At 42.8% G+C, this 15,411-nt stretch carries 16 protein-coding genes; 11 read left to right on the top strand and 5 right to left on the bottom strand.

Annotation, left to right across the window (positions count from 1 at the left end):
- Positions 1-88: 88 nt before the first annotated feature.
- The 3 genes from ppk1 (at position 89) to ACFGVR_RS23550 (ending at position 3,786) form a co-directional block, all read left to right on the top strand.
- Complete coding sequence (ppk1, locus tag ACFGVR_RS23560; protein ID WP_448700168.1) at positions 89-2,134, top strand: polyphosphate kinase 1; 2,046 nt, start codon at positions 89-91, stop codon at positions 2,132-2,134.
- Positions 2,135-2,139: 5 nt separating this feature from the next.
- Positions 2,140-3,018: a Ppx/GppA phosphatase family protein gene (locus ACFGVR_RS23555; RefSeq protein ID WP_448700167.1), complete on the top strand. Its 879-nt coding sequence runs from the start codon at positions 2,140-2,142 to the stop codon at positions 3,016-3,018.
- 201 nt (positions 3,019-3,219) lie between these two features.
- Positions 3,220-3,786 (top strand): UbiX family flavin prenyltransferase, encoded by a 567-nt coding sequence (locus tag ACFGVR_RS23550; protein ID WP_448700166.1) that lies wholly within the window; start codon positions 3,220-3,222, stop codon positions 3,784-3,786.
- A gap of 123 nt (positions 3,787-3,909) precedes the next feature.
- On the opposite strand, the gene ACFGVR_RS23545 is transcribed toward ACFGVR_RS23550, so the two are convergent.
- Complete coding sequence (locus ACFGVR_RS23545) at positions 3,910-4,698, bottom strand: tetratricopeptide repeat protein (protein WP_448700164.1); 789 nt, start codon at positions 4,696-4,698, stop codon at positions 3,910-3,912.
- A gap of 136 nt (positions 4,699-4,834) precedes the next feature.
- Between ACFGVR_RS23545 and ACFGVR_RS23540 the strand changes: the two genes are divergently transcribed.
- From ACFGVR_RS23540 to ACFGVR_RS23510, 7 genes are all read left to right on the top strand, one after another.
- Positions 4,835-5,344, top strand: a complete 510-nt coding sequence (locus tag ACFGVR_RS23540; RefSeq protein WP_448700162.1) for a hypothetical protein — start codon at positions 4,835-4,837, stop codon at positions 5,342-5,344.
- Between the two features lie 36 nt (positions 5,345-5,380).
- On the top strand, positions 5,381-6,700 hold the full coding sequence (gene mtaB / locus ACFGVR_RS23535) for a tRNA (N(6)-L-threonylcarbamoyladenosine(37)-C(2))-methylthiotransferase MtaB (protein ID WP_448700160.1): 1,320 nt from the start codon (positions 5,381-5,383) through the stop codon (positions 6,698-6,700).
- 30 nt (positions 6,701-6,730) lie between these two features.
- Entirely contained in the window at positions 6,731-7,912 is a 1,182-nt protein-coding gene (locus ACFGVR_RS23530) for a prolipoprotein diacylglyceryl transferase (protein ID WP_448700158.1), read from the top strand.
- Positions 7,905-8,396 (top strand): GtrA family protein, encoded by a 492-nt coding sequence (locus ACFGVR_RS23525; RefSeq protein ID WP_448700156.1) that lies wholly within the window; start codon positions 7,905-7,907, stop codon positions 8,394-8,396. Before ACFGVR_RS23530 ends, ACFGVR_RS23525 begins: the two co-directional genes overlap by 8 nt.
- The gene (locus tag ACFGVR_RS23520; protein WP_448700154.1) at positions 8,362-9,165 is read left to right on the top strand and encodes an inositol monophosphatase family protein; all 804 of its coding nucleotides are present in this window, start codon (positions 8,362-8,364) and stop codon (positions 9,163-9,165) included. Before ACFGVR_RS23525 ends, ACFGVR_RS23520 begins: the two co-directional genes overlap by 35 nt.
- 108 nt (positions 9,166-9,273) lie before the next feature.
- On the top strand, positions 9,274-10,182 hold the full coding sequence (locus tag ACFGVR_RS23515; protein ID WP_448700152.1) for a serine kinase: 909 nt from the start codon (positions 9,274-9,276) through the stop codon (positions 10,180-10,182).
- The gene (locus ACFGVR_RS23510) at positions 10,175-11,059 is read left to right on the top strand and encodes a sulfotransferase domain-containing protein (RefSeq protein WP_448700151.1); all 885 of its coding nucleotides are present in this window, start codon (positions 10,175-10,177) and stop codon (positions 11,057-11,059) included. The genes ACFGVR_RS23515 and ACFGVR_RS23510 overlap by 8 nt, the downstream gene beginning before the upstream one ends.
- Positions 11,060-11,085: 26 nt before the next feature.
- On the opposite strand, the gene ACFGVR_RS23505 is transcribed toward ACFGVR_RS23510, so the two are convergent.
- From ACFGVR_RS23505 to ACFGVR_RS23490, 4 genes are all read right to left on the bottom strand, one after another.
- Positions 11,086-11,268 carry a hypothetical protein gene (locus ACFGVR_RS23505; protein WP_448700149.1) on the bottom strand — a complete coding sequence of 61 codons (183 nt, stop codon included), beginning with the start codon at positions 11,266-11,268 and terminating at the stop codon, positions 11,086-11,088.
- Between the two features lie 146 nt (positions 11,269-11,414).
- Entirely contained in the window at positions 11,415-11,858 is a 444-nt protein-coding gene (locus tag ACFGVR_RS23500; RefSeq protein WP_448700148.1) for a lasso peptide biosynthesis B2 protein, read from the bottom strand.
- Positions 11,859-11,873: 15 nt separating this feature from the next.
- Positions 11,874-12,182 carry a PqqD family protein gene (locus tag ACFGVR_RS23495; RefSeq protein WP_448700146.1) on the bottom strand — a complete coding sequence of 103 codons (309 nt, stop codon included), beginning with the start codon at positions 12,180-12,182 and terminating at the stop codon, positions 11,874-11,876.
- Between the two features lie 107 nt (positions 12,183-12,289).
- Positions 12,290-14,632 (bottom strand): ATP-binding protein, encoded by a 2,343-nt coding sequence (locus ACFGVR_RS23490; RefSeq protein ID WP_448700144.1) that lies wholly within the window; start codon positions 14,630-14,632, stop codon positions 12,290-12,292.
- Positions 14,633-14,779: 147 nt separating this feature from the next.
- On the opposite strand from ACFGVR_RS23490, the gene ACFGVR_RS23485 reads away from it, so the two are divergent.
- Entirely contained in the window at positions 14,780-15,238 is a 459-nt protein-coding gene (locus ACFGVR_RS23485) for a nuclear transport factor 2 family protein (protein ID WP_448700142.1), read from the top strand.
- The last annotated feature ends 173 nt before the right edge of the window (positions 15,239-15,411 follow it).

Here is a 15,411-nt window from a genome sequence, read left to right as displayed (position 1 = left end):
CATTTAAATTAATTTGTTAATATAACATTAACATTAAATTAGGCAAATTTGTAGTCTCTGGCGCATCCGCCGGAGACTTTTCTATTATATGGATATTAAACGCATTCCGCTAATTAACAGGGAAATAAGCTGGCTTTATTTTAACGACAGGGTACTACAGGAAGCTGCCGACCCAACCGTACCGCTGATTGACCGGATAAAGTTTTTAGCCATATTTTCGTCAAACCTTGATGAGTTTTACAGGGTGCGTGTGGCCACACTGAGCCGCTTAAGTAACCTGAACGAAAAAGCCAAGCAGGTATTTGGCTACAACCCTAAAAAGTTGCTCAACCAGATACGTAACCTGGTGGTAAAGCAGGAGCGTAAATTCAATAACCTGTACGAAAACATTATTATTAAGCAACTTGCCGAAGAAAAGATCTTTATCCTGAACGACAAGCAGTTGAACGTAACCCGCGGAGCATTCGTTAAAAGTTACTTTCGCGACAATATTTTGGCTACGCTGGTGCCCATTATGCTCAATGATAACGAACCCCTGCCCGAGTTACGCGACCGCGGGATTTACTTTTTTGTAAAGCTTACCAAAAACAATAAAACCAAGCTTGCGCTGATAGAAATACCCGAAAACGTACCGCGTTTTGTTGTACTACCGCAAACCAACGATCTGAAATTTATTATCCTGGTTGATGATATCATCCGCTATAGCTTAGAGGACATCTTTTTCATATTCGATCATGATAACATCGAAGCCTATTCCATCCAGCTTACCCGCGATGCCGAGCTTGACCTGGATAAAGAGGTTAGCGATAAGTTTATCGAGTCGCTTTCGCGGAGTTTATTGAAACGTAAAAAAGGCAGGCCCATGCGTTTGCTGTACGATACCGAAATGTCAATGGATATGCTGGCTTACCTGGTGGCCAAAATGGGTGTAAACTCCGAGAGCCTCATCCCGGGTAACCGTTACCATAACTTTAAGGATTTTATCGCCTTTCCTAACGTTGGCCGCGCCGAACTGGAGTATCCCAAATACGATTTTTTACCTGTCGATGGCTTGTCGTTCGGCAAAAGTCTCATCGCGCTTATCGCGAAAAAGGACTATTTAGTAAATACCCCATATCAGTCCTTCGATTATATCATTCACTTTCTGCGCGAAGCAGCTATCGATCCGAAGGTAAAAGAGATCAACATCACGTTGTATCGTTTGGCTAAAGATTCGCGGGTTATTCACGCCTTGATCAATGCTGCCAAGAATGGTAAAAAGGTTAATTGCCTGGTGGAGCTAAAGGCAAGGTTTGATGAGCAGGCCAATATTGGCTGGAGCCGGCGCTTAGCCGAAGAAGGCGTGAACGTGATATACGGTATTTCGGGTTTTAAGGTTCACTCCAAGATCATCCTGGTATCGCGCATCGAAAAAAATAAAACGCAATACTATGCCTGCCTGTCAACCGGTAATTTTAACGAGAAGACAGCAGCACTTTACGCAGATCATAGCTTGCTTACCGCCGATAAACGCATTACGGCCGATATGGTGAATGTGTTTAAAGCGCTCGTTAAAAATACGGTGCCGAGCAATTTAAAAACCCTGGTGGTGTCGCCGGTTGATTCGCGGCCGTTTTATTTTAAAATGATAGATGCCGAGATCAAAAATGCAAAGGCAGGTAAAAAGGCCTATATCATACTCAAAATGAATAGCCTTGCCGACGAGCAAATGATATTGAAATTGTATGCAGCCAGCAATGCAGGTGTTAAAATACAATTGATTATAAGAGGCATGTGCTGCTTAGTGGCAGGCGCCAAGGGCTACAGCGAAAATATTGAAGTGATCAGCATTGTTGACAAGTATCTTGAGCATGCCCGTGTACACATATTTTGTAATGGGGGCAAGGAAGTGCTTTATTTAACTTCGGCCGATTTTTTAACCCGCAACCTTGATCACCGGGTTGAGGTTGGTTTCCCGATATACGACGAGAACCTGTATAAAGAGGTTCGCGACATCATCAACATACAACTCCAGGATAATACCAAGGCCCGCGAAATTAACGGGCAAAACAATAATAAATATGTTAAAACGCGCGAAAAGATCCCTTACCGCGCACAAATTGATATCTATAGCTATTTAAAATATAAAAACTAATTACATTGAGATACGCCGCAATTGATATAGGTTCGAATGCTGTAAGGTTGCTTATAGCCGATGTTGTTGAAAACGATCACACCTACTCGTTTAAAAAAAATACCCTTATCAGGGTGCCTTTGCGTTTGGGCGACGACGCTTTTTTGGACCAGTGTATCTCTGATAAAAAAATAACCGATCTGATCAAAACCATGCAGGCTTTCCGTAACCTGATGGATGTATACAAATGCAGCGATTATTTGGCTTATGCTACATCAGCAATGCGCGAAGCCAAAAACGGACCGGAGATAGTTAAAAAGGTACAAGCCCAGGCCGAGATCGACCTGGAGATAGTTCACGGGCAAAAAGAGGCTAATATTATTTATTCGAGCCATATTGAGCGCAATCTCGAAAAAAACAGAAACTACCTGTACATTGATGTAGGTGGTGGTAGTACCGAGCTTTCTGTGTTTTCGGATAGTAAAATGGTTGCATCGCAATCTTTTAACATCGGTACTATCCGTATTCTTGATAACCAGGACAAAGAAGAAACCTGGAACGAGATGCACGATTTTGTAAAAGAAAATACCAAGGTATATAAATCAATAACCGCTATCGGCACCGGTGGCAACATCAACAAAATATTCAAAATATCCGAGGAAAAAGAGAATGTGCCTTTAACTTTTAACAAGTTAAAATCGCTTTATAACTACCTCAATTCTTTTTCTTTAAAGGATAGAATTAATGTTTTAGGGTTAAATAACGACCGTGCCGACGTAATCATCCCCGCCTGCGAGATCTATATTACCTTAATGAAATGGGCGGCTATCAAAAACATGCACGTGCCTAAAGTAGGCTTGGTTGATGGTATCATCCAAACTTTAATTGAAAAAAACCTCGAGTAATATCAGGCATAACCAAACAAAGTTTTGTGCTACAAGCGCTAACAAAAATAATTGTTAACAAAATGTTTAAATTGTAATAATCTGTATTTATATTTGTAGTGCTCGTAAGAGCATGTTTTTCATAGGTAGATGTAGGGTCGGATATTCGTATTCGACCCTTTTTTATTGCAATGTCCTCCGTTTAGTCTAACTTTGCTTTTCATGAAACGAAAAATAGTTGTTGCCGTTACCGGGGCCAGCGGAGCCATCTATGCCCGGCTTTTGTTAAACAAACTGCAACAATTGCAAAGCCAGATTGCCGAAGTTGGTGTAATTATGAGCGATAACGCACGCCAGGTGTGGATGCTTGAACTGGATAACGAAGGCTATACCAACTACCCGTTTAAGTTTTATGATAAAAATGATTTTATGGCGCCCTTTGCTTCAGGCTCGGCAAAGTACGATACCATGGTTATTGTGCCCTGCTCTATGGGTACGCTTGGGCGCATAGCCGGCGGTATATCAAATGATCTGACCACCCGCGCTGCCGATGTGATATTGAAAGAACGCCGTAAACTGATCCTGGTTGCCCGTGATACGCCTTTTAACCTCATCCATATCCGCAATATGCAAACCGTAACCGAAGCCGGAGGTATTATTTGCCCTGCCGTGCCGTCGTTTTACAGCAAGCCGCAAACCGTTGAAGAGGTTGCCTTAACCGTAGTTAACCGCATAATTGATCTTATGGGTTTAGAAAATGAAAGCTACCGTTGGAGCGAGGGTAAGTAAAAGGTCAAAATTAAAAAGTCAAAAAATCTTAAAACGTCATTGCGTAGGTTAGCCTATAGTGAGCGGTAACGCAATACCTAATAAAAGGTCAGCCATGTATTGCCTTACATTTTAAGGAAAGTATCAGTCTTTCACAACAGCAACACCATTCTCCGGATTTAATTTGCCATCGGCAGCAGTAGTTTTTTGAGTAGCCGCAGGTTTTACCGATGCTTTAGCAATAGCTGGTAATTTTGTCTTTGCTTTTGCCTTTTGTTTTTTCTGCATGGCCAGTACTGCCGTAGGTGTTTGTGCTATTTTTAAATTAGCCAATAACATGCTGTAGTGTTTTTGCATGGCTATAGCTTGCTTTGTGTTCCCGGTTTTATCATACAGTATAGCCATGTTGCGTTCAACTTCAATCTGTAAGATAAGGTTGTAAGTATTTTTGGCCACCAGCATAGCTTCATCAAGGTCTTGCTGGGCAAGCTTATAATCTTTGATTGCCGATTTAATGGTCGCCATTTCTATCAGCGACCAAATCACATGAGACATATCGTGCAGGTTGCGCGAAATGTTATTGGATTGCAGGTTGAACCATTTGGCCTGTGTATATTTTTTCTGGATTAAGTAGGCCTGGGTTAACAGATCGTAATCAGTGCGCAGGGCATAATAGTCACCATCCTGCGAATTAATATGTATGGCTTTTAATACATAATCAACGGCCTTACCGGCTTCGGCATAAGTTATCTCGCGTGTTTTAGGTTGGTCGAATTGTACCAGGTTTTTGGCTATGGCCGTATATAAGTCCAGCTTTTGGCATACATCTGTGGCGGTATCCAGTGTTTTTTGCATAGTGCCTACGCTTTGCGCGTTTCCCGCGAAAACCCCAAAAACTAAAAGCGTGAATAAGGCAAAGGTTGTTTTTTTCATATTAACCGATTTACAACTGCTAACAGTTCAGTACATTATTACTTATACAAAACGCGTGCCTATAATATATCGGGGATATAGAAGGACAAAGGTATACTAAATTTATTGTATATTTCAAACCTAAATTTATACTGTGATGAATCGTAAATGGTTGCTTTTTGAAAAGATTTATGCCGTTCTGATAATTCTTCTGGGCTTCTTGTCGCTTTATCAGTTTTATCTTTTTTGGAAGATGCTTTGGGATAGCCGCCAAGCGACTACAGAGCTGTTTTATGGAGGGATTGGAATTAGTGCGCAGGCCGACTTGTTAACAGTAGGAATGTTAATTGCCGCGGGCATCTTGTTGATGTTAAATAAAAAATCCGGATGGCTGATTAATATTTCGTTGCTTGTTTGTAGTATCGGTTATGGTGTTGTACAAATCTTTAGTAAGCATAGGTTCATTTCAATAGCACCAAATTACTTGTTGCCGGTTGTATTCTTTTTACTTGTATGCATCATAACAACAATATTGTTTCTGCAAAAGCCAATGTTAACTAAATATCTGATCAATAAACGGGATATTTTGGTGGTTTTTTGTCTGATTTTGGTAATATCTGTTGATGTGCTTTACAACTGTACCCCAGCTTCAAGGTTTGTATTTTAACCATCACTTCAATTTCTTATCTTTGCGGTTGCAAAAATGAATAAGAAAGTCGCATTTTACACACTGGGCTGCAAGCTTAATTACTCCGAAACCTCAACCATCGGCCGCCTGTTTAACAAGGCAGGTTTTGATACGGTTGATTTTACGGATGTGCCCGATGTATTTGTGATCAATACCTGCTCCGTTACCGAAAATGCAGATAAAAAATGCAAAAAGGTAGTTAAGGAAGCCTTAAAAATATCGCCCAATGCTTATGTAACCATAGTAGGCTGCTATGCACAATTAAAACCCCAGGAGATATCCGAAATTGAAGGCGTAGATATGGTTTTAGGTGCCGCCGAAAAGTTTAATATCGTTGAGCATATTACCGATCTGACCAAAAATCCCAAGGCATTGGTATTTAACCAGCCTGTAAGCCAGGCTAACCAGTTTGTATCATCCTATTCATTTGGCGATCGTACCCGTACTTTCCTGAAAGTTCAGGATGGCTGCGATTATTCGTGTACATTTTGTACTATTCCGCTGGCACGTGGTGCCAGCCGCAGCGATACCATCGAAAGTGTGATCGCACAGGCAAAAGAAATAGCAGCGTCGGGTGTAAAAGAGATAGTTTTAACCGGTGTAAATCTGGGCGACTACGGTATTCGCGATGGTAAGCGCGAAGATAAGTTTTTCGACCTGGTGAGAGCGTTGGATGAAGTTGAAGGAATAGACCGTTACCGGATCTCATCCATTGAACCAAACCTGTTAACCGACGAGATCATTGAATTTGTATCGCGCTCAAAGCGTTTTGTGCCTCATTTCCATATCCCGCTGCAATCAGGCAGCGATAAGATATTGGGCCTAATGCGCCGCCGTTATCGCCGCGACTTATATAGCGACCGGGTAGCTAAAATTAAAGAATTGATGCCCAATTGTTGTATTGGTGTGGATGTGATCGTGGGTTTCCCCGGCGAAACGCGCGAAGATTTTATTGATACTTACAATTTTTTAAACGGGCTGGATATATCATACCTGCATGTGTTTACCTATTCGGAGCGCGAAAATACCATTGCAGCCGAACTGCCTGGCACTGTTCCCGGTTCAACCCGTGCCGACAGGAGCAAGATGCTGCATATCCTGTCCGACAAAAAGCGGCGTGCCTTTTATGAAAGCCAGTTAGGTAAGTTTGAAGAAATACTATTCGAAGCCGATATAAAGGATGGCTATATGCACGGTTTTAGCCGTAATTACGTTAAGGTAAGGGCCAAGTATGACCCTGTATTGGTTAACGAACTGAAAACTGTGCAGTTAACCGAAATTTCACCTGATGGTGATGTTGAAATAACCGAAGTACAGGAAACATTGGTTCATTAAATCTTTATATTCGCTCACAAATCATAACCAATGTTCCCAACCATAACCGAACTCATTAAGTACCTTACCGGCTGGAATTTTCCGTTACCTATACAAACCTTTGGCTTTTTTGTGGCCATTGCTTTTATGTGTGCTTTCTGGGCCTTCGAGCGCGAGTTTAAACGCAAAGAGCAATTAGGCTACGTCCACTCATTTAAAAAAATGGTTACCATAGGTGGTCCGGTTAATTACACCGAAGTTTTTTTAAATGTGATCATTGGTTTTATTATCGGTTATAAACTGGTTGATGCCTTTGTGCATTATTCGGGTTTTGTTGATAGTCCGCAGGATTTTTTATTGTCTATGCGGGGTAACTGGCCCGGCGGCATTGCAGGCGCCGCAGGTTTAGGTTATTGGAGTTATTACGAAAAAAAGAAAGTTGCCGATCAGGACCCTGAACCTAAACAGGTGCAGGTAACCGTACATCCGCATGAGCTAATGGGCTCTATTTTATTGTGGGCCGCTGTTGCGGGATTTGCCGGTGCCAAAATATTTAACGCCTTAGAAAATTGGAACGAGTTTATGGCCGATCCGGTAGGGATGTTGATCGGCTTTAGCGGGTTAACTTTTTACGGAGGCTTAATTTGCGGTGGCGCGGCAGTATTGTATATCGCTAATAAAAATGGGGTTAAACCTTTAACCATGCTGGATATTGGCGGCCCGGGTATGATGTTAAGCTATGCCGTTGGCCGGATAGGCTGCCAGATGGCTGGTGATGGCGATTGGGGCATTAATAACGCCGCACCCAAACCACATTGGTTAAGCTGGGCTCCCGATTGGATGTGGGCCTTTAAATATCCGCATAACGTAAACCAAAGCGATCCGCATAACCTGATACCTAATTGCGCAGGCAAATTTTGTCACGAACTGATCATACCCGTTTTTCCTACACCGTTTTACGAAACGTTGATGTGTATGGTGCTGTTCTTCTTTTTGTGGAGCATCCGTAAAAAGCTGCATGCGCCGGGTTTAATGTTTGGTATCTATCTGATCGTAACAGGCGCTGAACGTTTTCTTATCGAACTGATTCGCGTTAACACCAAATATGTGGTAGCCGGCATATCGTTCACCCAGGCCGAACTGATCTCACTCATATTAATTATCGCCGGTATAGGCTTAACAGGCTACGCCTTAAAGCATCCTTTTAAGGCCAAAGCAGCACATAATGGCTAAAACAAATCCGGTTGTAGGCCATAAATTGTTAGATAACCAGGTATTCCGTTTCATCGTATCGTCGGGTACGGGGTTTGTGGTTGATGTTTTGGCGTATTACATTTTTTACCATTACATATTTACCACGCGTAATTATTACTTTTTTAATTTCAGGATACCTAATGATACACTTTCGCTGGAGGTATCATTTGCTTTGGGGGTGCTGGTTAATTTTTTTATTACCAAGTTTTTGGTATTTGCCGAATCGCAATTATCCCCCGGTAAACAGTTCTTCAGATTTGCATCGGTAGCTGTTATTGGTTTTTTTGCAAACCTGGGTATGTTAAAATTGTTTATCCATTGGCTGGGTATGTATCCGCCGGTTGCAAGGCCACTGGCTGCGTTGAGCTTGTTTTTTGCCAGTTTTTTTGTACATAAATTTTTCTCATTCAGTTTAGCCTTACGTCACCATGCACCTCGAAGACATAACCAGACAAGTAGTTGAATTAGCTAAACAAGCGGGCGATTTTATCCGTCAGGAGCGTAAAAAATTCAACACTGATGATATTGAATACAAAGGCACCAACGATCTGGTATCATACGTTGACAAAGGCGCCGAAGAACAGATAGTAGCCGGACTGGAAAAGATATTACCCGAAGCGGGTTTCATCACCGAGGAAAAGACAAAGAGCAATATAGGCCCGCGATATACCTGGATCATTGATCCACTGGATGGTACCACCAATTTCATACATGGTTTGCCCGTATTTTCGGTAAGTATTGCCCTGCAGGAGTACGATGAACTGGTAATGGGCGTAGTGTACGAAATTAACCAGGATGAATGCTTTTACGCTTGTAAGGGTATGCCGGCTTACCTTAACGGGAAGGAAATTAAAGTAAGTAAAGCAACCAAAATTGCCGATACCCTAATTGCTACAGGTTTTCCGTATTACGATTTTGAAAAGCAACGCGCCTATATCGAAATGTTTGCCGAACTGATGCGTGGCTGCCATGGCTTGCGACGTTTAGGTTCGGCCGCTGTGGACCTTGCCTATACTGCCTGTGGCAGGTTTGATGCTTATTATGAATATAACTTAAACTCGTACGATATGGCTGCGGGTATTGTGATAGTGCGCCAGGCCGGGGGAGAGGTGATCAACTTTTTAGGAGGTGCCAATTTGTTTGATACCCGCGAGGTAGTGGCTACCAATGGTGCAATTACCCAGGAACTATTGAGCATAATCCAAAAATATTTTCCGGAAGGAAGCAATTAAAAGCTCTTACCGTTAATGCAAATTTGTTGGTTAACTGAATTCGATTTTTATATCCGGCATAATTTTGCTTAATTGCAGTAATTTTTCTACTATTAAATTATACTATTGATGCACCAATACTGGGGCTTTGGCTTACTCATCTCGTCCGAAATTGAATTTCCTGAATTTCTGCCATTTACGTTTACAAGCGAACCTGAACTGACCATAAAAATGGGTGCAGTTCCAACCCAACTAACCGGCGAGGGCCTGGTTAAAAAGGTAAACGTTTCGATGACTGCGACCGAGTACCTGCAAAAAACGGCAGTTGCTACGTACTATGTAGCTAACGGCAACCAGGTGTTAGTTGAACCCGTAGCCGGGGCCGACGAAAAAAGCATCCGTTTGTTTTTGCTGAGCAACGCGATGGCTGCTGTTTTACACCAGCGTAACTCCATTCCATTACATGCATCAGCGGTAATGCACGGTGATGGCATTGTTTTGTTTTGCGGTCCATCCGGTGCAGGTAAATCAACCACGGCCACTATGCTGCAGCAAAAAGGCTATAAGGTTTTTTCGGATGATGTTTGTGTGTTAAAGATTGATGGCGACCAGGTTACCGCAGTACCATCATACCCGATGATCAAACTTTGGGCCGACAGCTTTTCCAAAACCGGTTTGGATATGGCTACCGAGGACGAAAAGATACGACCGCAATTAGCCAAATTTGCCCGTTTTTATCACGAAGAGTTTGATATTGCTCCAAAACCGGTTAAGCAGATCTTTTTGTTGGATAGCAACAATACCACATCAGAGACCTCTATTAAGCCATTAGCTTCAATTGCGGCCTTTGCCATGTTACAGCGCAACACCTACCGCCCGGTGCAAATGAATGCCATGCAAAAACGTAACCAGCACTTTAATGCGATAACCAGGTTAACCAATGCAGCGCCTATTTATAAAATAAGCAGGCCATTGGGCGGCAATACTTTAACCGAGGTAATTGATTTGATAACCAACGTACTGGAGCCTAATGAGTAACGAGGAAACACCCGAACAACAAAAAATAGTTTGGCTGGCATCGTACCCTAAAAGCGGTAATACCTGGTTCAGAGCATTTTTAACTGCCCTGCTCAACGAAGGCGAGATCGATATCAACCAGATGAAAACCGATGGCATATTTTCATCGCGTTTTATATTTGATAACAGTACCGACCTCGACTCGACCTACCTGTACGACGAGGAAGTTAAAAACATGTTGCCCGATGTATTTAGGGATATGGCAAGCTGGTATCAAAAAAAGCACCTTTTTATAAAGATACATGATGCTTATGCACTAAATACCGAAAATAACCCAATTGTACCTACCGAACCTACCCGGTGCGCCATCTATTTTATACGTAACCCGCTCGATGTTGTGGCATCATTTGCTAATCATAATAATGGCACCCTGGATGAGGCCATAGGTATCATGAATAAGCCCAAAGGCAGTTTAGCAAGGCAAAAAGGCAACTTTAACGTTAACAACCAGTTTAGGCAGCTGATGTATAGCTGGAGCGGACATGTTGAAAGCTGGACGGCCGACCTGCCTTTCCCGGTACTGGTATTGCGTTATGAGGATATGCTGCATGATGGTTTAGCCACATTTACCAAAGCCGTTGAGTTTATGGGGATTGATGTACAGCCTGGCCAGGTTGAAAATGCCATTATAGCAAGTAACTTTGAAAAACTGAAAGAAAAAGAAAAAGAAAAAGGCTTTGGCGAAAAGAATGTAAAAAGCGAGTCTTTCTTCCGCAAAGGCAAATCCGGCGGCTGGAAGGATGAACTTAACGCCGAGCAGATACAATCCATTATCACCCATCACAAAGCTGTGATGGAAAAGTATGGTTATCCAACAGTAATTGATGCCGAAAGTTAGGCACCACTGCCAAACATATTCAAAAACTACGAATGGTTGGTCGAAGTGAATCCGGGAAGATTGACCGCAGTTGGTGTTGTTTTTTCAGTTACTGCATTAATCGGGCCGCCGGCTACATTTCCCGGGTCTATTACTACAAGTGTCGGATTTTCCCACCTTTTTTTGTCAACGCGCATAGCAACTACCTGAATAGTTAAGTCTTTTTCCATGATGTATATAATTGGTATATTAAATGTACAACTATTTTTTGTTTATTAATACAATAGCTGCGCATAAAAGTTTGACGATCAGTAAATTAAATTACATCAAATGTGATAAAAATGCCCTGGTAGGGCTGAGAGGCTGATTTTAGCGATCAGCTAAAACGCGAGTGTATCTGGAAACCGCGTGCCTCTTTAATACCCGATATGTAAAGATCGTTGGCACGTAACCAGGCGTGGCCCTTGTACTTACCGTTCTCATCCTTCATAAAACCAATATACAGTGTGCTTTTTACGTGGCGGCGGCGCAATAACAATTTACCCGTGAGCGATTGTGTATAACACTCGGTTGGCCAAGGTGCATATTTGTTGCAAAGCGCTACGGCGGCCTTAACCTGGCGGCGTAGCTCTAAAGTTTCAGGATCAGGATCGGCAGCGCTTTCAACCTGTATACCGCCAAGCCAGCCCATTACCCGTTTAAACGGGAAGAATTTGAGGCTCGCCTTAACCCAGGCCGAAGTAAAAAAAGCTTCGGCAAACAAAAGTTTGGTGCGTATGGGTAGTTTAACAAATGTTTTACACTTACGCAGTATCTTCATTGGGATATAAGAATATTAAGCTGCTTCCTGAACGATGAGCATGTTTTGAGCGAACATTTTTGGTAAGAATGTTTCAACTTCGGCTTTGCAAATTTCTTCGCTTACATCATACAGCTCAACCATAGTTTTGATGAGTGTTTCAACTTTTATAGGCGCTTCAAGAAGCGTCCACATATCCGAAGCTACACTGTTGATACCTAAATAATCGCCGCTATCCATATCCATCATCACCGTTTCGGTACCTAATTGGCTGGCTAAAAAACGGCTCTCATTTCTTTGTATAACGGTATCTGCATTAAAAACCTGGGGAGTAGAATTTGACATGTTGTTACTAATTAGAGTTTACAGGGTTCGTTTAGACAAAGCTACAAAAACATCGTAATAAAAAAACCAAGCCATTAATTTTCTTTTTGATGCAATTTACTTTCCAGTCAATTAAGTTTATGGCGCGCATAGGTTGCTATTTTACGGTACAGGTCATCCGGGTTAAATGGTTTGCTTACATAATCGTTCATGCCCGATTCAAAAGCTTTATCCTTAATATCCAGCATAGCCGATGCCGTTAAAGCTATAATAGGCAGTTCGGCATATTTTGGGTCGGGTAACTGGCGCACCTTTTGGGTGGTTTCGTAGCCATCCATTTCGGGCATCTGCAGGTCCATCAGCACCAGGTCGTAATTATTGGTTTGGATGAGCTGATAAGCTATAATACCGTTCTCGGCTACATCACAATCCACATCCCATTGTTTCATAAACTGTTTAGCCAGTAGTACGTTTATCTGGTTATCTTCGGCTATCAGTATGCGCGTGCCCCTCAGGCTTTTAATATCCTGTATGTCTTCTAATACCGGGGCCAGCTGTTTGGTACTGTTTTTAAACTTCATGCTAAAGCTAAAAACAGAGCCCTTGCCCAGCTCACTTTTAACCTTGATATGGCTGCCCTGCAGTTCAAGCAGGCGTTTTGAAATAGTTAAGCCTAACCCGCTGCCGCCAAACTTTCGTGTAGTGTCTGAGCTTGCCTGGGTAAAGCTCTCAAAAATATGATCCAGTTTATCGGGTGCAATACCTATGCCGGTATCCTCAACTTCAAAATCAATAATGGTATGATCTTTTTGACGTTCGGCCAATGAGGCTGTTATTACCACTTTGCCTTCCTGAGTAAATTTTACCGCATTGCTGATCAGGTTGGTCAATATCTGCCCTAAACGGATAGGGTCGCCTATCACGGCGTTGGGCAGGTCTTCGTCCATCATCAGCTTTAGCTTGATGTTTTTTTCCTGGGCACGTTGCGCCTGCGCTAAACGGATGTTATCAATAAGCCTGCTCAGGTTAAAATCAACCGACTCGAACTCGATTTTACCGGCCTCTATCTTATTAAAATCCAAAATATCGTTAATGAGCACCAGCAAATTCTCCGATGAAAATTTGAGGATATTTAAATATTCCTGCTGGTCTGGCCGGGGCTCATGCTGCAATAACAAATGCGTAAAGCCAATTACGGCGTTCATGGGCGTGCGTATCTCGTGGCTCATGGTGCTTAAAAACTGCGATTTGGCTATAGCCGCCTGTTCGGCAAGTTCTTTAGCTTTGATTAGTTCCGCTTCCGATCGTTTGTGATCATCAATATCCTGTATAGCGCCATACAGTTTGGTAACTTTGCCTGCCTCGTTAACAAAGGGCCTGCCTATGGCCCTTATAAATTTAACCTTGCCGCTTGGCAATACTATTCTTAGGTCAAAGCTGGCAGGTGTTTGCTGGTTAACAGCCTCCTTCACCCTGGTTTTATACATCTCCTTATCATCGGGATGTATCATTTGGTAAAACAGATCTGTTGGGGGGCCGTCTGTATCAGGCTCGAGCCCAAAAATACGAAAGGCTTCGGCCGACCAATAATTTTTACCCGTAAGCAGATCGGCTTCCCAACTACCGCTGTGCGTTAGCACTTGCGATTCGGTGAGCATGGCCTCGCTTTGGCGTAACCGTTCTTCGGCACGTTTGTGCCGGGTTATATCGTGCCAAACAACCAGCCAGGCAGGTTTATCATTAAGGGTTATCGCCTTTAAGGTTACCTGCACCGTAAAATCTTCGCCATTGCTTTTACGATGGACCCACTCAAACTGGTGCGTACCCTTTTCGCGGGCTATCCTGTCCATTTCAATCGATTTTTCGTCAGACCGGCGGCCATCGGGCTGATACTCGGGCGAAAACTTTGCCGGGTGTGATGCCAGCAACTCTGCTTTGTTGTTGTACAGCAGCATTTCAACGGCAGTGTGGTTACAATCTATCAGGCCGTTTTCGTCAAACAGCAAATGCGCATCCGCCGAATATTCAAAAAGTACTTTCAGGTTTTCTTCGGCGCGTTTGCGGTCGTCAATATCCTGGATAATACCAAAAAGCTTTATGGCTTTACCATTCTCCATGGTCACTTCGCCGCAGGTTCTTACCCAGCGTTCGTTACCATTTTCGGTAACTACTTTTACTTCAATATCCCAGGGGGCGCCGTCCTCAACAGCTTTGGCCATCGATTTTTTTACGATGGGTAAGCTATCGGCCGAATAATATTCAAAAGGGTCGGCTACATGTCCGCGTTTAGCAGGGGGGATCTCTAAAAGGTTGTACACCTCGTCGCTCCAATACCGGTTCATGGTACTTAGGTCGAGCTCCCAGGTGCCAAAGTTCATTAATTGCTGCGCTTTACTTAGCGTTAGCTCAAGCTTATTTAGTTTTTTAACCATTTCGCTTTGCGCCTCATTACCATCACCATTCACACTCATCTATTACACATCAACATACACAAAGGCCACTGCAAATATACACAGTATCAACTAAACAAACGCCGCGCGGGTTGCTGCATTTATATGTGCCGGTTTATTATTGTTACCAGCTATTGCAAATGCGTTGCACAATAAAGATATTTGAGCATGAGAAGAACACTAAAACCTGTTAAAACATTATTTTTTACCCTGCTTGCCTTTACCTTTTGCCTTACGGCGATAACAGCATCGGCGCAAAGCAAAGACGAAAAAAAAGTGGCCCAGGCTGTTGAAGGCTTGCGTACAGCCATGGTTAAGGCCGATACCGTACAATTGCGCAATATTGCCCTTGATGAGCTAAGCTACGGCCACAGCAGCGGTAAACTGCAAAACAAAAACGAATTTATCAGCAGCTTTGCCACCGGTGCATCGGTATTTGTAACTCTCGAGTTTACCGAGCAAACCATTAAAGTGGTTGGCAACACCGCCATTGTAAGACATATTTTAAGCGCAAAAACCAACGATAGCGGCAAACCAGGCGCCGTGCATTTAAGCATACTGCTCATCTGGCAAAAACAACACGGCGAGTGGAAGCTGCTGGCCAGGCAGGCGGTTAAGGTGGTGTAACCTGGTTGCTTGTTATTGGGTTATTAAGTTATTGTTTGATCAATACTGCTATAACCGCAATGGATTTTTCATTATCAATTTTGTAACGAAAATCTCCCGAAGGGGGGTATTTGTCGGTATTTTTACATAAAATATCGGTGCTCAATTGCCATTTTTGTAACTGTAAACCTCGC

The organism is Mucilaginibacter aureus (genome assembly GCF_053514885.1).
The sequence above is the reverse complement of the archived record's forward strand: the minus strand, read 5'-3'. Positions and strand labels throughout refer to the sequence as shown.